This is a genomic window from Ruegeria sp. BJ5 (genome assembly GCF_056537865.1).
This window is the reverse complement of record NZ_JBQFSH010000005.1, coordinates 232,980-257,104: the sequence shown is the minus strand read 5'-3', so window position 1 is coordinate 257,104 and position 24,125 is coordinate 232,980. Positions and strand designations below refer to the sequence as shown.

Sequence of the window (24,125 nt, the reverse complement as noted above, 5' to 3'; positions counted from 1 at the left end):
CTCTCCTCAGAATGTCCGCGCCTTGGGCGCGATCTTTTCAAGGCTGATACCGCCTTCAGCCTCGGTGCTCAGCGGATCGACGATGACCGGGCGATAGCTGAGTTCGACCTTGTTCCCGTCAACCCGGGACACGGTGTGAACACGCCAGTTTTCGTCATCGCGCTCGGTGAAGTCTTCGTGTGCATGAGCGCCGCGGGATTCCTTCCGCGCTTCGGCGCCGACGATAGTGGCAAGCGCGTTGGGCATCAGGTTGGTCAGTTCCAGCGTCTCCATCAAGTCGCTGTTCCAGATCAGACTGCGATCCGTGACCTTGATATCCTCCATCTTGGCCGCGATTGCGGTCATCTTCTCGACCCCTTCGGCCAGGGTCTTGGCTGTCCGGAACACCGCAGCATCCGCCTGCATGGTTTTCTGCATCTCAAGCCGTAGATCGGCCGTCGGGATTGCACCGCTGGCATTGCGCACCGCATCGAACCGATCAAACGCCTTGTCGACCGAGGCCTGGTTCAGGACCGGGTTGGGCGTTTCGGGGTCGACGACCTTGCCCGCCCGGATCGCCGCGGCGCGGCCAAAGACCACGAGGTCGATCAACGAGTTCGACCCCAACCGGTTCGCTCCGTGAACCGACGCGCAACCAGCTTCGCCCACGGCCATCAGGCCGGGCACGACAGCGTTCGGATCGTCGGCGGTCGGGTTCAACACCTCGCCCCAATAGTTGGTCGGAATACCGCCCATGTTGTAGTGCACCGTCGGAAGAACCGGGATCGGTTCCTTGGTGACATCCACGCCGGCGAAGATCTTTGCGCTTTCCGAGATGCCCGGCAAACGCTCGTGCAGGGCTTCGGCCGGAAGATGGCTCAGGTTCAGGTGAATATGGTCGCCTTCGGGACCGACGCCGCGCCCTTCGCGGATTTCCATGGTCATCGAACGCGAGACATAGTCGCGCGGTGCGAGGTCCTTGTATTGGGGCGCGTAGCGCTCCATGAACCGTTCACCTTCCGAGTTGGTCAGATATCCGCCTTCGCCGCGGGCACCTTCGGTGATCAGGCAGCCCGAGCCGTAGATGCCGGTCGGGTGAAACTGCACGAACTCCATGTCCTGCAAGGCCAGGCCGGCACGGGCCACCATGCCGCCGCCGTCGCCGGTGCAGGTGTGGGCCGAGGTCGCGCTGAAATAGGCGCGGCCGTAACCACCAGTGGCCAACACCACCATCTTGGCATTGAAGACGTGCATGGTGCCGTCGTCCAGCTTCCAGCAGACAACGCCTTGGCACTGCCCGTCTTCGGACATGATCAGGTCGATGGCGAAATACTCGATGTAAAATTCCGCGTTGTTCTTCAGTGACTGCCCGTACAACGTGTGCAGGATCGCGTGACCGGTCCGGTCGGCAGCGGCACAGGTGCGCTGAACTGCGGGGCCCTCACCGAATTCGGTCGTGTGGCCACCAAAGGGACGTTGGTAGATCTTGCCTTCTTCGGTACGCGAAAACGGCACACCGTAATGCTCCAGCTCATAAACGGCCTTGGGTGCTTCGCGCGCAAGGTACTCCATCGCGTCTGTGTCACCCAGCCAGTCCGAGCCCTTGACGGTGTCATACATGTGCCACTGCCAATGGTCGGGGCCCATGTTCGACAGCGACGCCGCAATGCCACCCTGCGCCGCAACGGTGTGCGAGCGGGTCGGAAAAACCTTGGTTACGCAAGCGGTGCGCAGACCTTGTTCGGCCATGCCCAGCGTGGCACGCAGACCGGCCCCACCGGCGCCGACCACGACCACATCATATTCGTGCGTTTCGTATTCGTAAGCAGCCATTTCATTCAGCTCCGGGGTGTTAGAGGGCAATGCGGGCGACGGCGAAGATACCTGCCGCCGCGGCGCCATATGAGAGACACTTCACGAGAATGATCAGAACCTTTTCCATTGTGCCGTGCACATAGTCCTCGATCATCACCTGGGCACCATCAGCGAAATGCTTGAACCCGACGGCCAGCGTTAGGGCCGCCACGATCGCCGGGAATGGCCGCGAGTAATAGTCCAGCACCACGTCAAAGGGCTGTCCCAGCGTGGGGCCGAATGTGAAGACGAAAAGCGGGACAAGGATCAGCAGCGCAACCGAGCTGACCTTCATCGCCCAAAAATGTTCGGTGCCCGACTTGGCCGATCCCAAGCCTACAGCGCGTTTGCGGTCGGTAAGATAACGCATGTCAGCCTCCCTCAGGCAACGATCAACAGTGTCAGGAAAGTCAGTACGAAAGAGCCGATCACAACCGCCCAGCCCAACTTGTAGGCTGTCGGGATATCCAGTCCGATCGCGTTGTCCCAGATCAGGTGCCGGATGCCGGCAAGCGTGTGGTACCAAAGACCCCAAAGCGACAGTGCCATGACAAAGTCCCCGAGGAGCGACGTGATCACACTGTTGGCGCGATCAAAGGCTTCGGGCGACGTGGCTGCGGCCAGGAACCACCAGACGATCAACAGCGCGGCCACCAACATGGCGTTGCCGGTGATCCGGGTCAGGATGGAAGTGACAGAGGTCAACTGCGGACGATAGATCGACAGATGCGGCGATAGCGGGCGGTTCCCCCGATTGACATCGGCCATGGCGGCTCCTTTTGAGGTTGGCTACCGAAGTTTTTACTCCATTTTGCGACCCTGTCACGCGCTCCGCGCGTAAAAAAGATCAAATCACCTGCAATTTCGCCGATAATTCGGAAACGTGATCACACAAAATATTCTCGTGATCACAAAATGCATTCCAACGCTCCAATGTTAGCGTTTTCAAGGGTCAAGCAATGTGATCACGAATCTTTTCGCGCTCAGCGCATATCTGCAGTCTGCCGCGTGACTTCACGCAGAAGTTTTTTCCGGATCCGTTCGGGATAGTCCTTGAAACCGGCAGCCGATACGACGAAGGCCCCTTCGCCAACTATGACGTTTTCAAAGAAATAGGCCGTCAGGTCTGGTTCGCTCTCCTCGATCGCAATTGCGTTCACCGTGATCCCCTGACGGCGCAAAAGGTCTCGGATCTCGGTCGGCTCGACCCCTTCGTTCGAGACGCCGTCCCCGGAGATGTCGATCAGATGACGCTTGCACTCGGGCACCTCGAGAAAGCTGTTCACGGTCATTTCCAGCGCCTCACCGATCGCGGTCGAAAAGTTCCGCCAGACACGCGGATCGGCCGACACTTTTGCGGCAAACGCATCCAGTGCTTCGAACCCGTCAATTTTGGTCCAGGGGATGGTGATCCGCTGCCGCGAGGTCCCGGTCCATTGCACCAGCATCAACCGGGCCTGGCCGCGCACCAGCGCCTCGGACACGACCGGATCGCGCAGTCCGGCCGCCAGGCCATCCATCTGGATGCGGTATTCCGAACTGTCGACCGAGCCGGACACATCTACGGCCAGCGCCAGCGCCAGTTCGCAGGCCGACGCCGGGCGGGCAAGGCAGAGCGCGGCAGCAAGGATACGCAGAAAAGACATGAGCCGAACCTAGCACGGTTCGGCCCGGTCGGGATCACAAGACTGTGGGGGCCTGCCCGCTCAGATCGGCATCAGCGCCCAATAGTCCAGATCCAGCAGGACGTCGGGGCTGTATTTTCCATCCGGGCCGCGCAGCGCAAAGGGCTCGCCGCCCTTGGTCGCCACCAGGCGCAGGCGGATGGCACCCACGCCGGGCACGCCGGTTTCGGCCTTGTCCAGCACTTCGGACCACGCCTTGATGGTGTCTCCGGCGAAACAGGGGTTGGCATGGGCCCCGCCGTTCAAACCGACGATCATCTGCGCATTGGCCAGCCCGTTGAACGACAGCGCGCGCGCCATCGAGATCACATGGCCGCCATAGATCAGCCGGCCGTCGTGGCGGAAGGTCAGGTCGAAATGCACCTTGGCGGTGTTCTGCCACAGGCGGGTGGCCAGCATGTGCTCGGCCTCTTCCACGGTCACGCCGTCGACATGGCCGATGGTCTCGCCGATCTGGTAGTCTCCCCAGCGGTGCGGTTCACCGGCCAGAGCAAAGTCGTATTTGCTGAAATCCAGCCCGCTCGGCACCACGAGGTCGCCGGGTTCCAGCGCTTTTTTCAGGTCCGGCAGCACGGTTTCGGGCGCCGGCACATCAAGGTTCGATTTCCGCACCATCACCCAGCGCACGTATTCGATGACCACCTCGTCGCGCTGGTTCAGCCCGCGCGTGCGCACCCAGACCACCCCGGTCTTGCCGTTCGAATTCTGCTTGAGGCCGATGACCTCGGATTCCGACCGCAAGGTGTCACCGGGATAGACCGGTTTCAGCCAGCGCCCCTCGGCATAGCCCAGGTTCGCAACCGCGTTCAGCGAGATGTCCGGCACCGTCTTGCCGAACACCACATGGAACGCCGCCAGATCGTCGATCGGGCTTTGCGGCAGGCCGCAGTTCCGGGCAAACTCGTCCGAGGAATAGAGCGCGTGGCGCGCGGGATAGAGCGCATGATAGAGCGCGCGCTCGCCCTCCGTCACGGTGCGGGGCACCGCGTGGTGCAGCACCTGCCCGATGGAGTAATCCTCGAAAAAGCGGCCCGGATTGGTTTTTGCCATTATTGCTGTCCCAGTTTCATGTCGGGGGAATAGTCGGCCGCGACCTCCTTGGTCACAGCCTGCGCACAGCGCATCTTGCTGGTGGACGGATCAAACGCATAGGCCGGAGAGCCGTGCAGTTCCCACCCTTTGGCCAGCGCCTCGGACACCTTGTGGCAGAAATCCGAGGTGTCCTCTTCGGTCAGCAGTCGGTAAAGCTTTGCCATCACATCACCTGCCTAGCCCGGGAACGGAGACGGGCCGACCAGCCCATGAATGTAGCCGATGATGCCCAGCAGCACGATCGAGGCCACGAAGAACATCGCATCCTTGCCCAACGTTCCGGGCTCGCCCGGGGTCCAGTCGGGCTCGGATTTGTTGATGACGATCACTTCGACCACGGCCCAGGCCAACAGGCCACCGAAAAGGATGATCGACGCCAGATCACCATTGACCAGCAGATGCGCAAAGGCCCAGAGCTTGAACCCGCCCAGCATCGGGTGACGCACCTTGTTCAGCAGTCGGCCCTTGGTTCCGGCAGGGCTCATCATCCAGATCGCGATCAGCACCAGCAGGTTGTTGATGTGGATCATGAAGCTAGGCGGCGCCCAGACATGGATGAAATCGGTCATGCGATAGCCGAAGATCATCATCAGGATCGACACGACCAGCGCACCCGCGACGGCCCCCTTGCCAGCATCGCCCATGGCCGCGCGGCGGGCGGGCATCAGACGTTTGAACAGATGTGCGGCCCACCAAAGCGCCACGCCGAGAATGAGAAGAACGAAGCCCATGCTGGCTTACCCCGCTTGCAAAGCTGATATCGCCTCTGCTTTTGCCAGAATTTCACGGGCAGTTACAACGTGCAGGTTTTCCACGATCTTGCCGTCGACCACGGCAACGCCCTGTCCTTTGGCCTCGACCTCTTCGAAAGCGACGATCTGGCGGCGGGCCAGGTCGATCTCGGCCTCGGAGGGGGCGAAGGCGGTATTGGCGGTCTCGACCTGCGCGGGGTGGATCAGCGTCTTGCCGTCAAAGCCCATGTCGCGGCCCTGCGCGCATTCGGCGGCCAGCCCCTCGGTATCCTTGAAGGCGTTGTAGACGCCATCGACGATCACCAGCCCCTCGGCCTTGGCGGCCAGCAGGCACAGGCCCAGCGAGGTCATCAGCGGCAGGCGGTCGGGGCGGAAGCGGGTCTGCAGTTCTTTCGCCAGATCGTTGGTGCCCATGACAAAGCCCGCCATCAGCGGATGGGCCGCGATCGCGGCCGCGTTCAGCATGCCGCGCGGGGTTTCCATCATCGCCCAGATCGGCAGGTCGCCGGTGATCGCGGCCAGCGCATCCACGTGGGCGGCCGAGTTCACCTTGGGCAGCAGAACCACGTCGGCATCCATCTCGCGTACGGCCTCGGCATCGGCGCGGCCCCACGGGGTGTCGAGGCCGTTGATTCGAACGATCTTGACGCGCGGGCCGTATCCGCCCGTCGTCAGCGCGGCCTTGAGCGTTTCGCGCGCATTGTCCTTTTCATCAGCGGCAACCGCGTCTTCCAGATCGAAGATAATGGCATCGACCGGCAGCGAGCGCGCCTTGTCGAGCGCCCGCTCCTTGGAGCCGGGGATATACAGAACAGAGCGGTAGGGGCGCTGGCGGGGGTCCATGGGAACCTCTCGTTGAAATAAAGTTGCGCAGAATGGGGCATTTTTTGCCGGAAACTTCAAGGCCAAAATCGCCGCATTGCAGCATGCGAAGCAACGCGCGGTGGTTTTACCGCAATTGCAGAGGGTTCCGGCAGCTTTGGTCCAGTCAACAGGCAAAGGGGGCCGGAGATGAATCAGTGGTTGTTTCAGATGACGATGGGGCTGGGCATCATGGTGCTGGCGGCGCAGCAGGTGCAGGCGCAGTCGCCGAACTGTGCGCCCCGGCCGGACGTGCTGCAGCGGTTGGCCGAGACCTATGGCGAGACCCGGCGCGGCATCGGCATGGCGCGGCAGGGGGCGGTGATGGAAATCTTTGCCTCGGACGAAACCGGCACATGGACCATCACCGTGACCTTGCTGGATGGCATGACCTGCCTGATCGCGGCAGGCGAGGCCTATGAGGTGATGGCCGAGGCGCTGCCGCCCGATGCCTAAGGGTCAGGTCAACGCGTCCCAGATCAGTTTCGTGCCGGTCAGGGTCAGCAGAACGTAGGCGATGCCGAAGAACAGGCGCTCGGACATCATCCAGTGGGCGCGCACGCCCAGCCAGGCACCGAGGATGGCGAAGGGGGTCAGCAGCAGGTCGGCCCAGGCGGTCTGCAGGGTGAACATGCCCAGATAGGCATAGGGGACAAACTTGGCGATGTTGATGACCCAGAAGACCAGCACGGTGGTGGCCTGGAACTCGGTTTTCGTCAGGCGTTGCGACAGCAGGTAGACGGCGGCGGGCGGGCCGCCGGCGTGGCTGACAAAGCTGGTGAAGCCAGCGACCAGCCCCGCGAACAGCCCGGCCGGAGGCGGCAGGCGGTTGGCGAAACCGCGCACCCAGCCGCGGGATTGCGCCACATGCCAGACCACGAAGCCCACTGAGATGCCGCCGATCAGCAGGCGCAGCAGGTCTTCGTCGGTCGCCCGATACAGCAGCGCGCCCAGCGCCACGCCCGGCACCGCCCCCAGCATCAGCAGACGCGCGTCGGGCCAGCTCCAGCGTTTCCAGTAGGGGCGCAGGGTGGCCAGGTCGATCACCATCAGGATCGGCAACATCAGCGCCAGCGCCTGCCCCGGGTCAAGGATCAGCGCCAGAATCGACGAGGACGCAAAGGCCACGCCCGAGCCGAAGCCACCCTTGGAGATGCCCGCAAAGATCACGGCCGGGATCGCCACGGCAAAAAACATCAGGTTCAATTCGACCATGCGGCGGCCCCGAAACGGCTTGTCCTGCGGGTGGTTTAGCGCAACCGGCGGGGGGCAGGCAAACGGTATGCGGTCGCATGCCGCGCTGCAGAACCCTTGCGCAACGGCGTTTTAACGACTAGCAAACCGTCGATTTCAAAACCGACCGGAGATATTCCAAATGGCCAGACCCAAGATCGCGCTGATCGGCGCAGGTCAGATCGGGGGCACGCTTGCCCACCTCGCAGCAATGAAGGAACTGGGGGATGTCGTTCTGTTCGACATCGCCGAGGGCATCCCGGAAGGCAAGGCGCTGGACATCGCCGAATCCGGCCCGTCCGAGGGCTTTGACGCAAAGCTGAAGGGCACCCAGTCCTACGAGGACATCGCCGGTGCCGATGTCTGCATCGTGACCGCCGGTGTGCCGCGCAAACCGGGCATGAGCCGCGATGACCTGCTGGGCATCAACCTGAAGGTCATGAAGTCGGTCGGTGAAGGCATCGCCGCCAATGCACCCGACGCTTTCGTCATCTGCATCACCAACCCGCTGGACGCGATGGTCTGGGCGCTGCGCGAATTCTCGGGCCTGCCCCACAACAAGGTCTGCGGCATGGCCGGCGTGCTGGACTCGGCCCGTTTCCGCCACTTCCTGGCCGAAGAGTTCGACGTATCGATGAAAGACGTCACCGCCTTTGTTCTGGGCGGCCATGGCGACACGATGGTACCGTCGGTGCGTTATTCGACCGTTGCGGGCATCCCGCTGCCCGACCTGGTCAAGATGGGCTGGACCACGCAAGAGAAGCTGGACGCAATCGTGCAGCGCACCCGTGACGGCGGCGCCGAGATCGTCGGCCTGCTGAAGACCGGATCGGCCTACTACGCGCCTGCAACCTCGGCGATCGAGATGGCCGAAGCCTATCTGAAGGATCAGAAGCGCGTTCTGCCCTGCGCCGCCTATTGCGATGGCGAGTTGGGCGTGAAGGGCATGTATGTGGGCGTCCCGACCGTGATCGGCGCCGGCGGCATCGAAAAGGTCGTCAACATCCAGCTCAATGAAGAAGAGCAGGCCGGTTTCGACAATTCGGTCAACGCCGTGAAAGGTCTGATCGAGGCCTGCAAGGGCATCGACAGCTCATTGGCCTGATACATTGATCGGATCTTTGGACCCCACCAAAGATCCGGCCAAAGGCATGACACCCTGCCCCGCTGGCTCCAACCGGCGGGGCATTTCTTTTTTGGCCCTCGAGTTCTATCGGAACATCCCAAGCCACCTGGCTACTCCCAGAAGCATCCCGCCAAGTGCGACCAGCAAGGCGCAAACGACCCAGAACGCATTCGGACTTTCGGCGCCGGGAATGCCACCGACATTGATCCCCAGAACACCCGCCACCAGGCCCAGCGGCAGAAAGACCGCGCTGACCACTGACAGAACGAGCATACGGTTGTTCATACGTTCGGCCCGTTCATCCATCAGCTGATCGTGTATGATCTGAACCCGTTCCCGTACAGCCGCCAAATCCTCGCCGATCCGGTAGATGCGCTCCGAGGCTTCGCGCAACCGCGACCGGTCGTGAGCCTGCAGCCACGGCACGTCTTCAATCTCGAGCGTCGTCAGCGCGTCGCGCTGGGGTACCAGATACCGGCGCAGAACGATGGAGGACCTGCGGATCGCCGCCAGCTCGGCCCGAGAAATCTCGGCATTCGCCTCGAGAAGCGCCTCCTCGAGGTCATCCACACGTTCGTTCAGATCAGTGATCGAAGGTTCGGCCCTATCTGCCAGCCGCAAGGCCAAGCGCGCGACGAAGTCACCCGGCGATTTCGGTGCCTGCCCGCGGTCGATTGCCGCCAGCATGTCCGCAACCGCATCCAAGGGGCGGCGCCAGACACCGATGATCTTGTTCTCCGTCAACCACAGCCTGACCGAGATCATGTCTTCGGGCGGTTGCCCTTCTTGCAGGTTCACTCCGCGCAGGTTCAGGATTACGCCATCGCCATGGACGGTACAGCGGGGCCGGGTCTCGTCCGCCGTCAGAGCGTCGATCACGAACTCATCAAGCCCGCCGGCGCGCAGAAGCGGAACCGTGCCTGGTGCTTCCAGCCTCAGGTGTTGCCAAGCGAACTGCCCCTCCGGTCCGGCCGGTATCCAGCTGGCAAATTCATCGGCGTCCAGTGACACAGCTTTGCCGGACCCGTCGAAGATCCAGGTCATGACATCGGGGAAATCTGGGTTCGGCACTGTCATCTGCTCGGAGCTTGTTCATGTTTGACCTGCCCGACCCAACCGGACCCACACAGGCCCGGTCAGATTAGCCAGCCTGCGAGAATGCGCCAAGCCCCGAAAGCCTGACAGGTCCGGTCCCGCCACTTCGAACGCTACCGGAAATGTTGGCGCAAACGGGTTGCGAACACGGTCTTCGAATATGTTTTCAAAGCCTATTCTGACTCGCTCGAATCATTTTTTGGCACCGGTTTGTTTGTGATCACACCCCGAAAATGTGTGATCACAAATGCTGAAAATCTTCGGTAAATAACCCGATCCAGACAGAAAACCCTTTAATTTTTACCGCTAGACACCCCTATAACGATCTAATCGCAGTCAGACGGGACAGTTTCGATGAACATTCACGAATATCAGGCCAAGGCTCTTCTTCGCAGCTATGGCGCTCCGGTCTCCGACGGACGTGCAGTTCTGCGCGCCGAGGAAGCCAAAACAGCCGCCGGTGAACTGGACGGCCCCCTTTGGGTGGTCAAGGCACAGATCCACGCGGGCGGCCGCGGCAAAGGTCACTTCAAAGAGGCCGATGCCGGTGAAAAAGGCGGTGTCCGTCTGACCAAATCGGTGGAAGAAGCCGCCGAAGAAGCCAAGAAGATGCTGGGCCGCACGCTGGTCACCCACCAGACCGGCCCCGTAGGCAAGCAGGTCAACCGCGTTTACATCGAGGCCGGCTCGGGCATCGAGCGCGAGCTGTACCTGGCCCTGCTGGTGGACCGCCAGACCAGCCGCATCTCGTTCGTGTGCTCGACCGAAGGCGGTATGGACATCGAAGAAGTAGCCGCAGCGACGCCCGAGAAAATCCTGTCCTTCTCGGTTGACCCGGCCACTGGGTACCAGCCGTATCACGGCCGGCGCATCGCCTTCTCGCTGGGTCTGGAAGGCGCGCAGGTCAAGCAATGCGTGCGTCTGATGGGCATCCTGTACAAGGCCTTCGTCGAGAAGGACATGGAGATGCTGGAGATCAACCCGCTGATCGTGGCCGAAGGCGGCGACCTCAAGGTGCTGGACGCCAAGCTGAGCTTTGACGGCAACGCGGTCTACCGCCACCCCGACATCGCCGAACTGCGCGACACCACCGAGGAAGACCCCAAGGAACTGGAAGCCAGCAAATACGACCTGAACTACATCGCGCTGGACGGCGAGATCGGCTGCATGGTCAACGGTGCGGGTCTGGCGATGGCGACGATGGACATCATCAAGCTGTACGGTGCGGAGCCTGCCAACTTCCTCGACGTCGGCGGCGGCGCCACCAAAGAGAAAGTGACCGAGGCGTTCAAGATCATCACGTCTGATCCCAACGTCAAAGGCATCCTCGTCAACATCTTCGGCGGCATCATGCGCTGTGACGTCATCGCCGAGGGCGTGGTCGCCGCGGTGAAAGAGGTCGGCCTGCAGGTTCCGCTGGTCGTGCGTCTGGAAGGCACGAATGTCGAAAAAGGCAAAGAGATCATCAACACCTCTGGCCTGGACGTGATCGCGGCGGACAACCTGAAAGACGGTGCCGAGAAGATCGTGAAGGCAGTCAAAGGCTGAACCCGATAAATCAGGGCGGGTCGCGGCCCGCCATTCCGATGAATGCTGGCGGGTCAGATCCCGCCGAAAACAGGAGAACGCCAAATGGCAGTCCTCATCGACGAAAATACCAAAGTGATCTGTCAGGGCTTTACCGGCTCGCAGGGCACATTCCACTCTGAACAGGCCATCGCCTATGGCACCAAGATGGTCGGCGGTGTGACCCCGGGCAAAGGCGGGATGGAGCATCTGGGCCTGCCCGTGTTCAACTCGGTCCACGAAGCCAAGCACGTGACCGAAGCCAACGCCACCGTGATCTATGTGCCGCCTCCGTTTGCCGCGGATTCGATCCTCGAAGCCATCGACGCCGAGATGGAAGTGATCGTCTGCATCACCGAAGGCATCCCGGTTCTGGACATGATGAAGGTGAAGCGCGCGCTGGAAGGCAGCAAATCGCGCCTGATCGGCCCGAACTGTCCCGGCGTAATCACGCCCGACGCCTGCAAAATCGGCATCATGCCCGGCCACATCCACAAGCGTGGCTCGGTCGGCGTCGTGTCGCGTTCCGGCACCCTGACCTATGAGGCGGTCAAGCAGACCACCGATGTGGGTCTGGGCCAGTCCACCTGCGTGGGCATAGGCGGCGACCCGATCAAAGGCACCGAGCATATCGACGTGCTGGAATGGTTCCTGGCCGATGACGAGACCGAGTCGATCATCATGATCGGCGAGATCGGCGGCTCGGCCGAGGAAGAAGCCGCGCAGTTCCTGGCGGATGAGGCCAAGAGGGGCCGCAAGAAGCCCGTTGCCGGTTTCATCGCCGGCCGCACGGCGCCTCCGGGCCGCCGCATGGGCCACGCGGGCGCGATTGTTGCCGGCGGCAAAGGAGGTGCCGAGGACAAGATCGAAGCCATGCGCAGCGCCGGCATCGTCGTGGCCGAAAGCCCGGCGCAGCTGGGTGAGGCTGTGCTGGAAGCAATCGGCAAGTAAACCGCCGGCCCCTTGCGTGGGCTGGCCTCAGCGGAGCGAAACACATGACCTTCAACGAAGCCGTCAAAACGTGTTTCTCCAAATACTTCACATTCTCGGGGCGGGCCTCTCGCCCCGAGTATTGGTATTTTTTTCTGTTCATTCTGGTCTGGAGCGCAATCGCCACGGTGATCGACTGGCATTTCTTCGGGCAGGTCACGACCGTGCAATCCGAAGGCTCGGTCGAGGTGACCGCAACATCCAGCCAGCCGGTGCAGAGCATCGTGTCACTGATCGTGTTCTTTCCGCATCTGGCCGTGGCGTGGCGGCGCATGCATGACACCGGGCGCAACGGTCTCTACGCGCTGCTGCCGATCCTTTTGATCCTTGGGGCTTTTGCCGTTCTGGTCTTCGGCATCGGCCTCGCCTCAAGCTTCCAGCATGGCGGAAGCCTCGACATCCTGTTCACGCGCGCCACGCTGCTGATCGTCATTCCGACACTGCTTGTTCTTCTGGTGTCGCCCCTCCTGGTTCTGTGGTGGCTGTCCCGCCCCAGCCAGCCAGGCACCAACAAATACGGTCCCAACCCATATGAGGTAACCCAATGACCGAACACTCGCCCAATTCTGCCTTCCATGCCTCGAGCTTCATGCAGGGGCACAATGCCGAGTACCTGGAGCAGCTTTATGCCCAGTACACAAAGGATCCCGGCGCGATCGATGCGGCCTGGGCCGAGTTTTTCCGGCAGATGGGAGACGCGGCACCGGACGTCCAGAAAGAGGCCGAAGGGCCGTCGTGGGCGCGCCCCGACTGGCCACCGATGCCGAATGATGACCTGACCGGCGCCCTGACCGGCGAGTGGATCGAGGTCGACGCCAAGGCAGCTGGCAACAAGATCAAGGAAAAGGCCGCCAAGGCAGGGGTTGATGTCAGCGACGAACAGATCAAGCGCGCCGTGCTGGATTCGATCCGCGCGCTGATGCTGATCCGGGCCTATCGGATCCGGGGTCACCTGGCCGCTGATCTGGACCCGCTGGGCATGCGCGCCGCGACCAACCATCCCGAGTTGGACCCCAAGACCTATGGCTTTACCGATGCCGACATGGACCGGCCGATCTTCATCGACAACGTGCTGGGTCTGCAGATGGCCAGCATGCGCCAGATCGTCGAGATCGTGAAACGCACCTATTGCGGCACTTTCGCGCTGCAGTACATGCACATCTCGAACCCCGAGGAGGCCGCCTGGCTGAAAGAACGGATCGAAGGTTATGGCAAGGAAATCTCGTTCACGCGGGAAGGCCGCAAGGCGATCCTGAACAAGATGGTCGAGGCCGAGGGCTTTGAGAAGTTCCTGCATGTGAAATACATGGGCACCAAGCGGTTCGGTCTGGACGGAGGCGAGGCGCTGATCCCGGCGATGGAACAGATCATCAAGCGTGGCGGCGCCCTGGGCCTGAGCGATATCGTGATCGGCATGCCGCACCGCGGACGTCTGAACATTCTGGCCAACGTGATGGGCAAACCCTATCGCGCCATCTTCAACGAATTCCAGGGCGGCAGTTTCAAGCCCGAGGACGTGGATGGGTCGGGCGACGTGAAATATCACCTCGGTGCGTCCAGCGACCGTGAGTTTGACGGCAACACCGTGCACCTGTCGCTGACGGCGAACCCGTCCCACCTCGAAGCCGTGAACCCGGTCGTTCTTGGCAAGGTTCGGGCCAAGCAGGACCAGCTTGGTGACACCGACCGCAGCAAGGTCATGGGCATACTTCTCCACGGCGACGCGGCCTTTGCCGGCCAGGGTGTCGTGGCCGAAGGCTTTGGCCTGTCCGGTCTGCGCGGTCACAAGACCGGCGGCACCATGCATATCGTCGTGAACAACCAAATCGGCTTTACCACCGCGCCGCATTTCTCGCGCTCCAGCCCGTATCCGACCGATATCGCGCTGATGGTCGAGGCGCCGATCTTCCACGTGAACGGCGACGACCCCGAGGCGGTGGTGCACGCGGCCAAGGTCGCGACCGAATTCCGCCAGAAGTTCCACAAGGACGTGGTCATCGACATCTTCTGCTATCGCCGGTTCGGTCACAACGAGGGCGATGAGCCCATGTTCACCAACCCGATCATGTACAAGAAGATCAAGACCCACAAAACCACGCTGTCGCTGTACACCGAGCGGCTGGTCAAGGACGGTCTGATCCCTGAGGGCGAGATTGAGGACATGAAGGCCGCCTTCCAGGCCCATCTGAACGACGAGTTCGAGGCTGGCAAGGACTACAAACCCAACAAGGCCGACTGGCTGGATGGCCGGTGGTCGCATCTGGACAAGAACAAGGAAGAATATGTCCGCGGCGACACCGCCATCACGCCGGACACTCTGGCCGAGGTCGGCAAGGCGCTGGTGACGGTGCCCGAAGGCTTTGCCCTGCACAAGACGGTAGGTCGCCTTCTTGAACACAAGAAACAGATGTTCGAAACCGGTCAGGGCTTTGACTGGGCCACTGGCGAGGCGCTGGCCTTCGGGTCGCTGCTGACCGAGGGCTATCCGGTACGCCTGTCGGGGCAGGACGCCACCCGCGGCACATTCAGCCAACGCCATTCGGGTTTCATCAACCAGGAGACCGAGGAGCGCTACTATCCCCTGAACCACATCCGCGCCGGGCAGTCGCAGTACGAAGTGATCGACTCGATGCTGTCGGAATACGCGGTGCTGGGCTTCGAATACGGCTATTCGCTGGCCGAGCCCAACGCGCTGGTTCTGTGGGAGGCCCAGTTCGGCGATTTCGCCAACGGCGCGCAGATCATGTTCGACCAGTTCATCAGCTCGGGCGAAAGCAAATGGTTGCGCATGTCCGGTCTGGTCTGCCTGCTGCCGCACGGGTTCGAGGGACAAGGCCCCGAGCACTCATCGGCGCGACTGGAGCGGTTCCTGCAGATGTGCGGCCAGGACAACTGGATCGTGGCCAACTGCACCACGCCTGCGAACTATTTTCACATCTTGCGCCGTCAGTTGCACCGCACCTTCCGCAAGCCGCTGATCCTGATGACGCCCAAATCGTTGCTGCGCCACAAGCTGGCGATCAGCAACGCCGAGGACTTCACCACCGGGTCCAGTTTCCACCGGGTGCTGTGGGACGACGCGCAAAAAGGCAACTCGGACACCCAGCTGGTGCCCGACGACAAGATCAAGCGCGTAGTGATGTGTTCGGGCAAGGTGTACTACGACCTGCTTGAGGAGCGCGACGCGCGCGGGATCGACGACGTCTACCTGCTGCGGATCGAGCAATACTATCCGTTCCCGGCCCATTCGCTGATCAACGAGCTTGAGCGGTTCAAACAGGCCGAGATGGTCTGGTGTCAGGAAGAGCCCAAGAACCAGGGCGCCTGGGGATTCATCGAACCCAACATCGAATGGGTCCTGTCCCGCATCGGCGCCAAGCATACCCGGCCGATCTATGCCGGCCGCGCCACTTCGGCCTCGCCCGCAACGGGTCTGGCCAGCCAACACAAAGCCCAACAAGAAGCGCTGGTGAACGAAGCGCTGACCATTGAAGGATAATTAACGATGACGATTGAAGTTCGTGTTCCCACGCTGGGCGAGTCCGTCACCGAAGCCACGGTCGCAACCTGGTTCAAGAAACCCGGCGATGCCGTCGCCGTGGATGAGATGCTGTGCGAGCTTGAGACGGACAAGGTCACCGTCGAGGTTCCGTCGCCCGCAGCCGGCGTGATGGGCGAGATCGTAGCCGCCGAAGGTGAGACGGTCGGCGTTGATGCTCTGTTGGCAACGATCCAGGCCGGCGAAGGTGCGGCCCCCGCGCCAAATGCTGAAGCCGCGCCAACAGCGGCCCCTGCCGCTTCGGGCGGCAGCGTTGACGTGATGGTTCCGACACTGGGTGAGTCCGTCACCGAGGCGACCGTATCGACCTGGTTCAAGAAGGTCGGCGATACCGTCACACAGGACGAAATGCTGTGCGAACTGGAGACCGACAAGGTTTCGGTTGAGGTCCCTGCTCCGGCTGCGGGTGTACTCGCGGAGATCGTGGCGCCCGAGGGCGCGACGGTCGACGCGACCGCCAAGCTTGCCGTGATTTCGGGCGCTGAAGCAGGCGCCGCACCGGCTGCACCGGCCGCGGCAGCCCCTGCCCCCGCAGCAGCCGCCACCGGCAAGGACGTGGCCAGTGCGCCATCGGCCGAAAAGGCCATGGCCGAGGCCGGCCTGTCGGCCGATCAGGTCACCGGCACCGGCCGCGATGGTCGCATCATGAAGGAAGATGTGGCCCGCGCCGTTGCAACCGCCGCTGCCCCGGCCGCGGCCGCTCCGGCACCGGCAGCAGCCCCGCGCGCTCCCGTAGCCGCCGAGGACGCCGCCCGCGAGGAACGCGTGCGCATGACGCGCCTGCGCCAGACCATCGCCAAGCGTCTGAAGGACGCGCAGAACACTGCCGCGATCCTGACCACCTACAACGAGGTGGACATGACCGAGGTGATGGCCCTCCGCAACCAGTACAAGGACCAGTTCGAGAAGAAGCACGGCGTCCGCCTGGGCTTTATGTCCTTCTTCACCAAGGCCTGCTGCCACGCGCTGAAAGAGGTGCCCGAGGTCAATGCCGAGATCGACGGCAATGACATCGTGTACAAGAACTACGTCCACATGGGCGTCGCCGCCGGCACTCCGCAGGGCCTGGTGGTTCCGGTGATCCGCGATGCGGACCGCATGTCGTTCGCCGAGATCGAGAAAGCCATCGCCGAGAAGGGCAAACGCGCCCGTGACGGCAAGCTGAGCATGGCCGAAATGCAGGGCGGTACCTTCACCATCTCGAATGGAGGCGTCTATGGCTCGCTGATGTCCTCGCCGATCCTGAACCCCCCGCAGTCGGGCATTCTGGGCATGCACAAGATTCAGGAACGTCCGATGGTCATCAATGGCGAGATCAAGATCCGTCCGATGATGTATCTGGCGCTGTCCTATGACCACCGCATCGTCGACGGCAAGGGCGCGGTGACCTTCCTTGTGCGCGTGAAAGAGGTGCTGGAAGACCCGCGCCGTCTGCTGATGGATCTGTGATCATGGCGACGCACGTACTCTGGCAGGCCGACGTGGCCGATTTCGACGCCTGGCTGAAGGTGTTCCGCGAGGACAAGCCGATGCGCAAGGCGGCCGGGATTGTCGATCTGCACGTCTGGAAAGACCCCGAACAGCGCGATCATGCGGTTGCCCTGTTCGAGATTACCGATCTGGACCGGGCCCAGAGCTTCATCGAATCGGAAGAGCTGGCCATGCACCATGAACGTGGCGGCGTCGCACATATTCAGGTGAAGGTTCTGACACCCGTCTGAACAGGCACCCAAGCGATCCACCCCGTGGGTCGCCTTTTCAAAAAGAACACTCCGCGGATTTGGGAGAACAAAATGGCTAACTATGACGTCATCGTAATCGGCGCCGGTCCCGGCGGCTATGTCTGCGCCATCCGCTGCGCGCAGCTGGGCCTTAAAACCGCCGTCGTCGAAGGGCGCGAGACGCTGGGCGGCACCTGTCTGAACGTGGGCTGCATTCCGTCCAAGGCGCTGCTGCATGCCAGCCATCAGCTGCACGAGGCCGAGCACAACTTTGCCAAGATGGGCCTCAAGGGCAAAAACCCCTCGGTCGACTGGAAACAGATGCTGGCCTACAAGCAAGACGTGATCGACACCAACACCAAAGGCGTCGAGTTCCTGTTCAAGAAGAACAAGATCGACTGGCTCAAGGGCTGGGGCTCGATCCCGGCGGCGGGCAAGGTCAAGGTCGGTGATGAGGTGCATGAGGCCAAGAACATCATCATCGCCTCCGGCTCCGAGGCGGCGTCGCTGCCCGGCGTCGAGGTCGACGAAAAGGTCGTCGTGACCTCGACCGGCGCGCTGGAGCTGGGCAAGATCCCGAAAAAGCTGGTGGTGATCGGCGCAGGCGTGATCGGGCTGGAACTGGGCTCGGTCTATCAGCGTCTGGGCGCCGAGGTGACGGTGATCGAATATCTGGACGTCATCACCCCGGGCATGGACCCCGAGGTGCAGAAGACCTTCCAGCGCATCCTGAAAAAACAGGGCCTGAACTTCGTCATGGGCGCCGCCGTGCAAAAGACCGAGGCCACCAAGACCAAGGCCAAGGTGACCTACAAGCTGCGCAAGGATGACAGCGAGCACGTGATCGAGGCCGACACCGTTCTGGTCGCCACCGGGCGCAAGCCGTTCCATGACGGGCTGGGTCTGGAGGCGCTGGGGGTCGAGCTGACTCCGCGCGGCCAGATCAAGGTCGGCAAGGACTGGCAGACCAACGTGCCGGGCATCTACGCCATCGGCGACGTGATCGAAGGCCCGATGCTGGCCCACAAGGCCGAGGACGAAGGCATGGCCGCCGCCGAAGTGGTCGCGGGCAAGCATGGCCATGTGAACTATGGCGTCATTCCGGGCGTGATCTACACCTGGCCCGAGGTTGCCAATGTCGGCGAGACCGAAGCCACCCTCAAAGAGCAGGGCCGCGCCTACAAAGTGGGCAAGTTCAGCTTCATGGGCAATGGCCGCGCCAAGGCGAACTTTGCCGCCGACGGGTTCGTCAAGATCCTGGCCGACAAGGAGACCGACCGCATCCTGGGCTGCCACATCATCGGTCCCGGCGCGGGCGACCTGATCCACGAGGTCTGCGTTGCGATGGAGTTCGGCGCCTCGGCCGAGGATCTGGCTTTGACCTGCCACGCGCACCCGACCTATTCCGAGGCCGTGCGCGAGGCCGCGCTGGCCTGCGGCGATGGTCCGATCCACGCCTGATGAGTTCGTCTCCGGCGGTCAGGCCGCCGGAGACAGCCACGCCCGCAGATAGGTTTCCAGCCGGTCGGTGAATGTCGTCGCCGAATGCAGGGCGCAGAATTTCAGTGACATCGCCTGGATGGCAAAGGCCTGCACGCCCTCGGCCAGCAGTTCTGACGGCACGTCCTGCCGGACCTCGGCCTGATCCAGCCACATCATCACGATCCGGAAGTATTTCTCGAAGCAATAGGCGATCGGCCCGATTTCAGAAATCGCGGCGGCACCGGAATAGCGGATCAGCAGGTCGAACACATAGCGTTCGGACATCATGAAATCATGCACCGGGGCCAGGGCCTCGATGATCTGGGGCACGGTTTTCGGCGGTTCCGCCGCCTGCGCCTGATCCAGACAGGCGTCCAGTTTTTCGCCGATCAGGATCTCCATCAGCGCGTCCTTGTCGTGGAAATGGGCAAAGAAGGTGCCCTTGGCCACGCCGGCGGCCTGTACCACCTCTTCCACGCGCAACGCCTGGTATCCGTTCTTCTGTACCACGTCTGCCGCCGCCTGCAGCAGCTTGGCGCGGGTCTTCAGGGTTCGTTTCTGAATCGTCTTCTGCATGAGGCTTGTTCGCATGTTTTTTGACCGTGGTCAAATTTAATATTGACCGTGGTCAATTTTTGATTCTATAAACTGACCGTGGTCAATTTTAGGAGAACCCCGATGCAGCCCAAGAAAATCCTCATCCTCGACGGTCACCCCGCCGAAAGCAGCCTGTCGCGCACCTTCGCCGACACCTATGCCGAAGCCGCCCGCGCCAAGGGCCATGACGTGAAGACCGTTCACCTCAGCGATCTGCAGTTCGATTTCGATTTCGGACAGGGCAACTATCATGATTTCAAACCGCTGGAGCCGGTTCTGGAACAGGTTCTGCAGGATTTCGAATGGAGCGATCATCTGGTTCTGACCACGCCCATGTGGTGGGGCGGCCTGCCCGCCAAGCTCAAAGGGCTGATCGACCGGATGTTCATCCCGGGCCGTACGTTCGACACCCGCAATCCCAACAAACTGGGATTCCCGGCGCCGATGCTCGACGGCCGAACGGCGCGAGTCATCATCACCTCGGACACGCCGGGCTGGTTCATGCGGTTGGTTTACCGCCGGGCGCTGATTCACCAGATGCGCGGTCAGGTTCTGGGATTTGTCGGGTTCAAGCCGACGCGGTTCACCTGGTTTTCCGGTGCCAGCTACCCCAAGCAGGACAGCGTCCAGAAATGGATCGCACGGGTCACCCGGCTGGGCGCGACGGCAGCGTGATCACCACATCGTCTTTGCGGCGCGCGCGCCCCATTCCCGATCATAGCGTGCGCCGCCTTCCTCGCCCTGAGACACCTCGGCCAGAATCTCGCCCACCGTCGGCAACCCGGCGCTGTGATCGCCGCCGGTCCAGGTTTCAGCCCGCATCAGCGCGCGGGCGCATTGCGAGTAGATTTCCCAGATTTCGATAACGATCACCGTGGCCGGTTGCTTGCCCTTTTTCTCGAACCGGGCGCGCAGGTCGGCATCGGCCGTCAACCGGGCGGTACCGTTCACCCGCACCACGTTGTTCGAGCCGGGCACCATGAACATCAGCGCCACACGCGGATCGCGCACGATGTTGAGCAAGCTGTCCAGGCGGTTGTTGCCGCGCCAGTCGGGCAAGGCCAGGGTGCCGGGGTCCAGTTCCGTGACCACCGGGCCGTCATCGCCCCGGGGGCTGCCATCCACCCCTTCGGGCCCTACCGTGGACAGCACGCACAGCCGCGACGCCATGATCCATTTGCGGTAGAGCGGCGTCAGTTGCCGCGCAACCTTCCGCATCGAGGCCGCGCCGGGGGTGCCGTACAGCGCCTCGAGCGCGGTGATGTCATTGATGTACTGCATCCGGATCAAACCCCACTTCGCGCATCAGCGCGTTCGAACGCGTCTCGATCACCTCTTCCAGCCGGGCCAGGAACGAGTCGCGATCAACGCCCGGTTCGATCGGGTCGAGGAACTCGACGATCGCATGGCCGGGTTTGCGCAGAATCCCCGACCGAGGCCAGAAGACACCGACATTGGTGGCCGCCGGCACGCAGGGGAAGCCCAGCCCCTCGTACAGTACGGCGGTGCCGACCTTGTAGGGCTTGTAGACCCCCGGCGCCACGCGGGTGCCCTGCGGATAGATCACCAGTTGCCCGGGCTCGGTAAACTCTTTGGAAACGTCCTTGACCATCTTGGCCACTGCCGCGCCTCGCTTGCCGCGATTGACCGGGATACAGCCCAGACGACGGGCATACATGCCGATGATCGGGGTCCACAGCAGTTCGCGCTTCATGATGAACTTGCCATGGGGGATCGCGTCGAAGATCAGGATGATGTCGAAGAAAGATTGATGCTTGGCCGCGATCACCACCTCGCCCGTGGGCCCGTTGCCGCGCACCTCGCCGCGAATGCCCACCATCCAGCGCGCCAGCCATATGGTCGTGCGCGCATAGGTCTTGCAGGCGCGCAGGGCCCCGCGCTTGGAGAACAGCGCATAGGGCGCGAAGACCAGGCCCAGAACCGCCATCCATGCGTAGATCGTGACCATGAAGATCAGCGAGCGCACCCATTGGACCGCCATTGCCATCACGAAAGCTCCTTCAATTTGCGACGGGCCGCCGACCATGTCGCGGCAAAGGCCACGGCCGCGCCCAGAATGGGGATTACGGCGGGCAGCAGCCAGTCTGCACCCTGGAACCCAAGGCCGGTCAGGAAACCGCCCGCATCCGAGGCCTCGGGCAGCAGCAGCACCCCGGTCAGGCCCAGAACCGTCCCCACCACGGCACCGAAAAACGCGCGCCAAGTGAACCGACGCACGAAGGCACCGGCGATGAAGCGGTCGCGTGCACCGACCTGACGCAGCACCTCGATGATCTGGGCGTTGGCCGCGAGCGAGGCATTGGCCGCAAGCGTGATCATCGCCGCCGTAGCCCCACCGATCAGCAGGATCGAGATCCAGCCCAACCGCCGCAACGAGGTGGCCGCATCGACCAGCGGCTCGCGCCAGCGGGAATGGTCATCCAGAACCGCGCCCGGCACCTCGGCCGCCAGCCGTAGGCGCAGGCCCATCGTGTCCAGCCCCGGCTCACCCTCGATGATCTCGATCAGCTGTGGCACCGGCAGCGTGTCCAGCGGCAGATCGGGCCCGAACCAGGGTGCCAGCAACGCGGCCTGTTCTTCGGCGCTGAGCGCGCGCGCCGACGCCACGCCCGAGGTCTGTTTCAGAACCTCCAGTGCGGCCTCGGTCTGCGCTGCACGCTGTTCAGCGGGCGCATTGATCCGCAGAGTGGCCGCTCCGGCCAGTTCCGAGGCCCAGCGATCGGCCAAACGCCCCGAGGCCAGCGACAGCGCAAGCGCGAAAACTGTCAGAAAGGCCATCGCACCTGACACGAAAAGGGTCAGGTGCGCCGTAAATCCCGTTGGCGGCACGACGCGGTCGGCCCGGGCGTCCCGGCGCAGCAGGGCGCGAATGTCATCGGCGATCATAGATCTGCCCCCGCCAGTTGCAGCCGCCGCTGCGAGATCCGAAGAACCCGAGCCTGAACCTGGCTTTTGGCCGCCCGGATCAAGCTCAGATCGTGGGTGGCGATCACCACGGTCTTTCCCATGTGGTTCAACTCGATCAGCAGACGCAGCAGACGCTGGGACATCTCCCAGTCGACGTTGCCGGTGGGTTCGTCGGCCAACACCACGTCCGGTGACAGGATGACCGCCCGCGCCAAAGCAGCCCGTTGCCGCTCGCCGCCCGAAAGCTCCGGCGGAAGTGCGTCCAGGCGGCCACCAAGTCCGACCCAGGACAGGAGTTCGGTCAGATCTTCCTGCTCGGACTCGACAGAGCGTCCCGACACCATCAGAGGCAGGGCGACATTCTCAGCCAGTGTCATGTGGTCCAGAAACCGGCAGTCCTGATGCACGACACCGATGCGACGGCGCAGCAGGGCCATCTGGTCTCGGTCCAGTCGGGCAATGTCCTGATCAAAGGCGCTGATCCGCCCCGAACTGGCCAGCAACGCGCCATAGCAGAGTTTCAACAGGGTCGTTTTGCCCGCTCCGGACGGGCCGGTCAGAAAATGGAACGACCCCGGCTGCAACTGGACCGAGACATTGCTCAGCAGTTCGCCGCCGCCATAGCTGTAGCTGACATTTTCAAGCTCGATCACGCCTGCCCTCAATATTGCTTGCGCCCTTCTTGCCCGAGCGCGACCACGGTTTCAATGCCTGCACCGAGTCCATTTGGCGACACTTGATCCACCGGGCCGAAAACGCGCTTTGCTGTTTCGCCTTAACGGATTATCATTCTTGGAAAAACGACGACAGGCCGCCAGCGGCCGGGGAGGCAGTATGCGACTAACATGCCCGAACTGTAATGCCCAGTACGAGGTTCCGGATGAGGTCATTCCGGAGGAAGGTCGAGACGTGCAATGCTCGAGCTGCGAGCAGACCTGGTTCCAACCTAAACACCCGGAGGCCGAGCCTGTCGCGGCCGAAACCGATGACGGGCCGGCCGAAAGCGCGCCCTCGGATGCGTCTGAGCCGCCAGCCGCCGAAGCTGCTGCGCCCGAACCGGAGCAGGCAGAAGACGAAGAGGTCGAAGCCGAACAGCCCGATCCCGAGGACGAAGCCCGGCCAACCGCTCCGACCGGCAACGTCGATCCGGCCGTTGCGACAATCCTGCGGGAGGAAGCCGCGCGTGAGGCCGAACTGCGCGCCAAGGAAGGGTCCGGCCTGGAAAGCCAGCCGGATCTGGGCCTGGATCAGCAGCCGGAACCGGCCCCCAAGCCGACACCTCCTGCGGCGACCGAAACCGCCTCGGGAACCGGTCAGAAAGAGGCGCTGCCGGATGTGGACAGCATCAATTCGACTTTGCGCAGCGACGACGCACCTGCCGAAGCAGAGCCCGCCGAGGCCCCGCCGCGGAAATCGGGCGGGTTCCTGCGAGGCTTTGCGCTGATCCTGATCATCGGGGTCATCCTGTTCCTGGTCTACGGCAACGCCCGCCAGATCAGCGAGGCGGTTCCCCAGGCCGAACCCGTGTTGCAGTCGTATGTCTCGATGGTCGATCAGGCCCGGGTCTGGCTCGAATCGCAGGCTGGCTCCGCGACCGAATAACTC

At 62.6% G+C, this 24,125-nt stretch carries 26 protein-coding genes; 11 read left to right on the top strand and 15 right to left on the bottom strand.

From position 1 onward, the window contains the following. Nucleotides 1–6 precede the first annotated feature (6 nt). The 8 genes from sdhA to ACR0NY_RS16760 form a co-directional block, all read right to left on the bottom strand. Complete coding sequence (sdhA, locus tag ACR0NY_RS16795; RefSeq protein ID WP_093963474.1) at nt 7–1,812, bottom strand: succinate dehydrogenase flavoprotein subunit; 1,806 nt, start codon at nt 1,810–1,812, stop codon at nt 7–9. A 19-nt stretch (nt 1,813–1,831) separates the two neighbouring features. Next, nucleotides 1,832–2,203: a succinate dehydrogenase, hydrophobic membrane anchor protein gene (gene sdhD, locus ACR0NY_RS16790; protein ID WP_093963475.1), complete on the bottom strand. Its 372-nt coding sequence runs from the start codon at nt 2,201–2,203 to the stop codon at nt 1,832–1,834. An 11-nt stretch (nt 2,204–2,214) separates the two neighbouring features. Beyond that, the gene (gene sdhC, locus ACR0NY_RS16785; protein ID WP_170342185.1) at nt 2,215–2,601 is read right to left on the bottom strand and encodes a succinate dehydrogenase, cytochrome b556 subunit; all 387 of its coding nucleotides are present in this window, start codon (nt 2,599–2,601) and stop codon (nt 2,215–2,217) included. Between the two features lie 215 nt (nt 2,602–2,816). Further along, complete coding sequence (locus tag ACR0NY_RS16780) at nt 2,817–3,479, bottom strand: DUF1194 domain-containing protein (RefSeq protein ID WP_170342187.1); 663 nt, start codon at nt 3,477–3,479, stop codon at nt 2,817–2,819. Between the two features lie 60 nt (nt 3,480–3,539). Then, a complete protein-coding gene (locus tag ACR0NY_RS16775; RefSeq protein ID WP_170369769.1) occupies nt 3,540–4,568 on the bottom strand; it encodes a MaoC family dehydratase in 1,029 nt (342 codons plus the stop codon). Next, complete coding sequence (locus tag ACR0NY_RS16770; protein WP_170343327.1) at nt 4,568–4,774, bottom strand: DUF1737 domain-containing protein; 207 nt, start codon at nt 4,772–4,774, stop codon at nt 4,568–4,570. Before ACR0NY_RS16770 ends, ACR0NY_RS16775 begins: the two co-directional genes overlap by 1 nt. A 12-nt stretch (nt 4,775–4,786) precedes the next feature. Next, nucleotides 4,787–5,341, bottom strand: coding sequence for an NnrU family protein (locus ACR0NY_RS16765; RefSeq protein ID WP_170369771.1), 555 nt, complete (start codon nt 5,339–5,341; stop codon nt 4,787–4,789). Nucleotides 5,342–5,347: 6 nt separating this feature from the next. Next, nucleotides 5,348–6,205 (bottom strand): HpcH/HpaI aldolase/citrate lyase family protein, encoded by an 858-nt coding sequence (locus ACR0NY_RS16760; protein ID WP_170369773.1) that lies wholly within the window; start codon nt 6,203–6,205, stop codon nt 5,348–5,350. 168 nt (nt 6,206–6,373) lie between these two features. On the opposite strand from ACR0NY_RS16760, the gene ACR0NY_RS16755 reads away from it, so the two are divergent. Further along, nucleotides 6,374–6,679 (top strand): hypothetical protein, encoded by a 306-nt coding sequence (locus ACR0NY_RS16755; protein ID WP_170369775.1) that lies wholly within the window; start codon nt 6,374–6,376, stop codon nt 6,677–6,679. Nucleotides 6,680–6,682: 3 nt separating this feature from the next. Here ACR0NY_RS16755 and ACR0NY_RS16750 read toward each other — a convergent pair whose 3' ends face one another. Then, entirely contained in the window at nt 6,683–7,438 is a 756-nt protein-coding gene (locus ACR0NY_RS16750) for a sulfite exporter TauE/SafE family protein (protein WP_170369777.1), read from the bottom strand. Between the two features lie 160 nt (nt 7,439–7,598). Here ACR0NY_RS16750 and mdh point away from each other — a divergent pair, with 160 nt between their 5' ends. Beyond that, nucleotides 7,599–8,561: a malate dehydrogenase gene (gene mdh, locus ACR0NY_RS16745; RefSeq protein WP_170342201.1), complete on the top strand. Its 963-nt coding sequence runs from the start codon at nt 7,599–7,601 to the stop codon at nt 8,559–8,561. 105 nt (nt 8,562–8,666) lie between these two features. Here mdh and ACR0NY_RS16740 read toward each other — a convergent pair whose 3' ends face one another. After that, a complete protein-coding gene (locus ACR0NY_RS16740) occupies nt 8,667–9,659 on the bottom strand; it encodes a zinc transporter ZntB (protein WP_170342203.1) in 993 nt (330 codons plus the stop codon). A gap of 372 nt (nt 9,660–10,031) precedes the next feature. On the opposite strand from ACR0NY_RS16740, the gene sucC reads away from it, so the two are divergent. From sucC to lpdA, 7 genes are all read left to right on the top strand, one after another. Continuing rightward, nucleotides 10,032–11,225 (top strand): ADP-forming succinate--CoA ligase subunit beta, encoded by a 1,194-nt coding sequence (sucC, locus tag ACR0NY_RS16735; protein ID WP_093963486.1) that lies wholly within the window; start codon nt 10,032–10,034, stop codon nt 11,223–11,225. Between the two features lie 84 nt (nt 11,226–11,309). Further along, nucleotides 11,310–12,194: a succinate--CoA ligase subunit alpha gene (gene sucD / locus ACR0NY_RS16730; RefSeq protein WP_170360120.1), complete on the top strand. Its 885-nt coding sequence runs from the start codon at nt 11,310–11,312 to the stop codon at nt 12,192–12,194. Between the two features lie 44 nt (nt 12,195–12,238). After that, the gene (locus tag ACR0NY_RS16725; protein ID WP_170360119.1) at nt 12,239–12,781 is read left to right on the top strand and encodes a DUF805 domain-containing protein; all 543 of its coding nucleotides are present in this window, start codon (nt 12,239–12,241) and stop codon (nt 12,779–12,781) included. Then, nucleotides 12,778–15,732, top strand: a complete 2,955-nt coding sequence (locus tag ACR0NY_RS16720) for a 2-oxoglutarate dehydrogenase E1 component (protein ID WP_170367629.1) — start codon at nt 12,778–12,780, stop codon at nt 15,730–15,732. The genes ACR0NY_RS16725 and ACR0NY_RS16720 overlap by 4 nt, the downstream gene beginning before the upstream one ends. 6 nt (nt 15,733–15,738) lie before the next feature. Then, on the top strand, nt 15,739–17,241 hold the full coding sequence (gene odhB, locus ACR0NY_RS16715; RefSeq protein WP_170369779.1) for a 2-oxoglutarate dehydrogenase complex dihydrolipoyllysine-residue succinyltransferase: 1,503 nt from the start codon (nt 15,739–15,741) through the stop codon (nt 17,239–17,241). A gap of 2 nt (nt 17,242–17,243) precedes the next feature. Beyond that, entirely contained in the window at nt 17,244–17,513 is a 270-nt protein-coding gene (locus ACR0NY_RS16710; protein ID WP_170342212.1) for a hypothetical protein, read from the top strand. Between the two features lie 72 nt (nt 17,514–17,585). Next, nucleotides 17,586–18,974, top strand: coding sequence for a dihydrolipoyl dehydrogenase (lpdA, locus tag ACR0NY_RS16705; protein WP_170369781.1), 1,389 nt, complete (start codon nt 17,586–17,588; stop codon nt 18,972–18,974). Nucleotides 18,975–18,992: 18 nt separating this feature from the next. Here the strand turns inward: lpdA and ACR0NY_RS16700 are convergent, their stop codons facing one another. Continuing rightward, complete coding sequence (locus ACR0NY_RS16700; RefSeq protein WP_170369783.1) at nt 18,993–19,571, bottom strand: TetR/AcrR family transcriptional regulator; 579 nt, start codon at nt 19,569–19,571, stop codon at nt 18,993–18,995. Between the two features lie 102 nt (nt 19,572–19,673). Here ACR0NY_RS16700 and ACR0NY_RS16695 point away from each other — a divergent pair, with 102 nt between their 5' ends. Next, nucleotides 19,674–20,267, top strand: coding sequence for an NAD(P)H-dependent oxidoreductase (locus ACR0NY_RS16695; RefSeq protein ID WP_170369785.1), 594 nt, complete (start codon nt 19,674–19,676; stop codon nt 20,265–20,267). Here the strand turns inward: ACR0NY_RS16695 and ACR0NY_RS16690 are convergent, their stop codons facing one another. From ACR0NY_RS16690 to ACR0NY_RS16675, 4 genes are read right to left on the bottom strand one after another with little or no spacing between them, the layout of a single operon-like run. After that, on the bottom strand, nt 20,268–20,873 hold the full coding sequence (locus ACR0NY_RS16690) for a pyridoxamine 5'-phosphate oxidase family protein (RefSeq protein ID WP_170369787.1): 606 nt from the start codon (nt 20,871–20,873) through the stop codon (nt 20,268–20,270). Continuing rightward, entirely contained in the window at nt 20,857–21,600 is a 744-nt protein-coding gene (locus ACR0NY_RS16685; RefSeq protein ID WP_170369789.1) for a lysophospholipid acyltransferase family protein, read from the bottom strand. Before ACR0NY_RS16685 ends, ACR0NY_RS16690 begins: the two co-directional genes overlap by 17 nt. Beyond that, on the bottom strand, nt 21,600–22,499 hold the full coding sequence (locus ACR0NY_RS16680; RefSeq protein WP_170369791.1) for a cell division protein FtsX: 900 nt from the start codon (nt 22,497–22,499) through the stop codon (nt 21,600–21,602). The genes ACR0NY_RS16685 and ACR0NY_RS16680 overlap by 1 nt, the downstream gene beginning before the upstream one ends. After that, entirely contained in the window at nt 22,496–23,173 is a 678-nt protein-coding gene (locus tag ACR0NY_RS16675; RefSeq protein ID WP_170342228.1) for a cell division ATP-binding protein FtsE, read from the bottom strand. The genes ACR0NY_RS16680 and ACR0NY_RS16675 overlap by 4 nt, the downstream gene beginning before the upstream one ends. Nucleotides 23,174–23,354: 181 nt before the next feature. Between ACR0NY_RS16675 and ACR0NY_RS16670 the strand changes: the two genes are divergently transcribed. Continuing rightward, complete coding sequence (locus ACR0NY_RS16670; protein WP_170369793.1) at nt 23,355–24,122, top strand: zinc-ribbon domain-containing protein; 768 nt, start codon at nt 23,355–23,357, stop codon at nt 24,120–24,122. Nucleotides 24,123–24,125 lie beyond the last annotated feature (3 nt).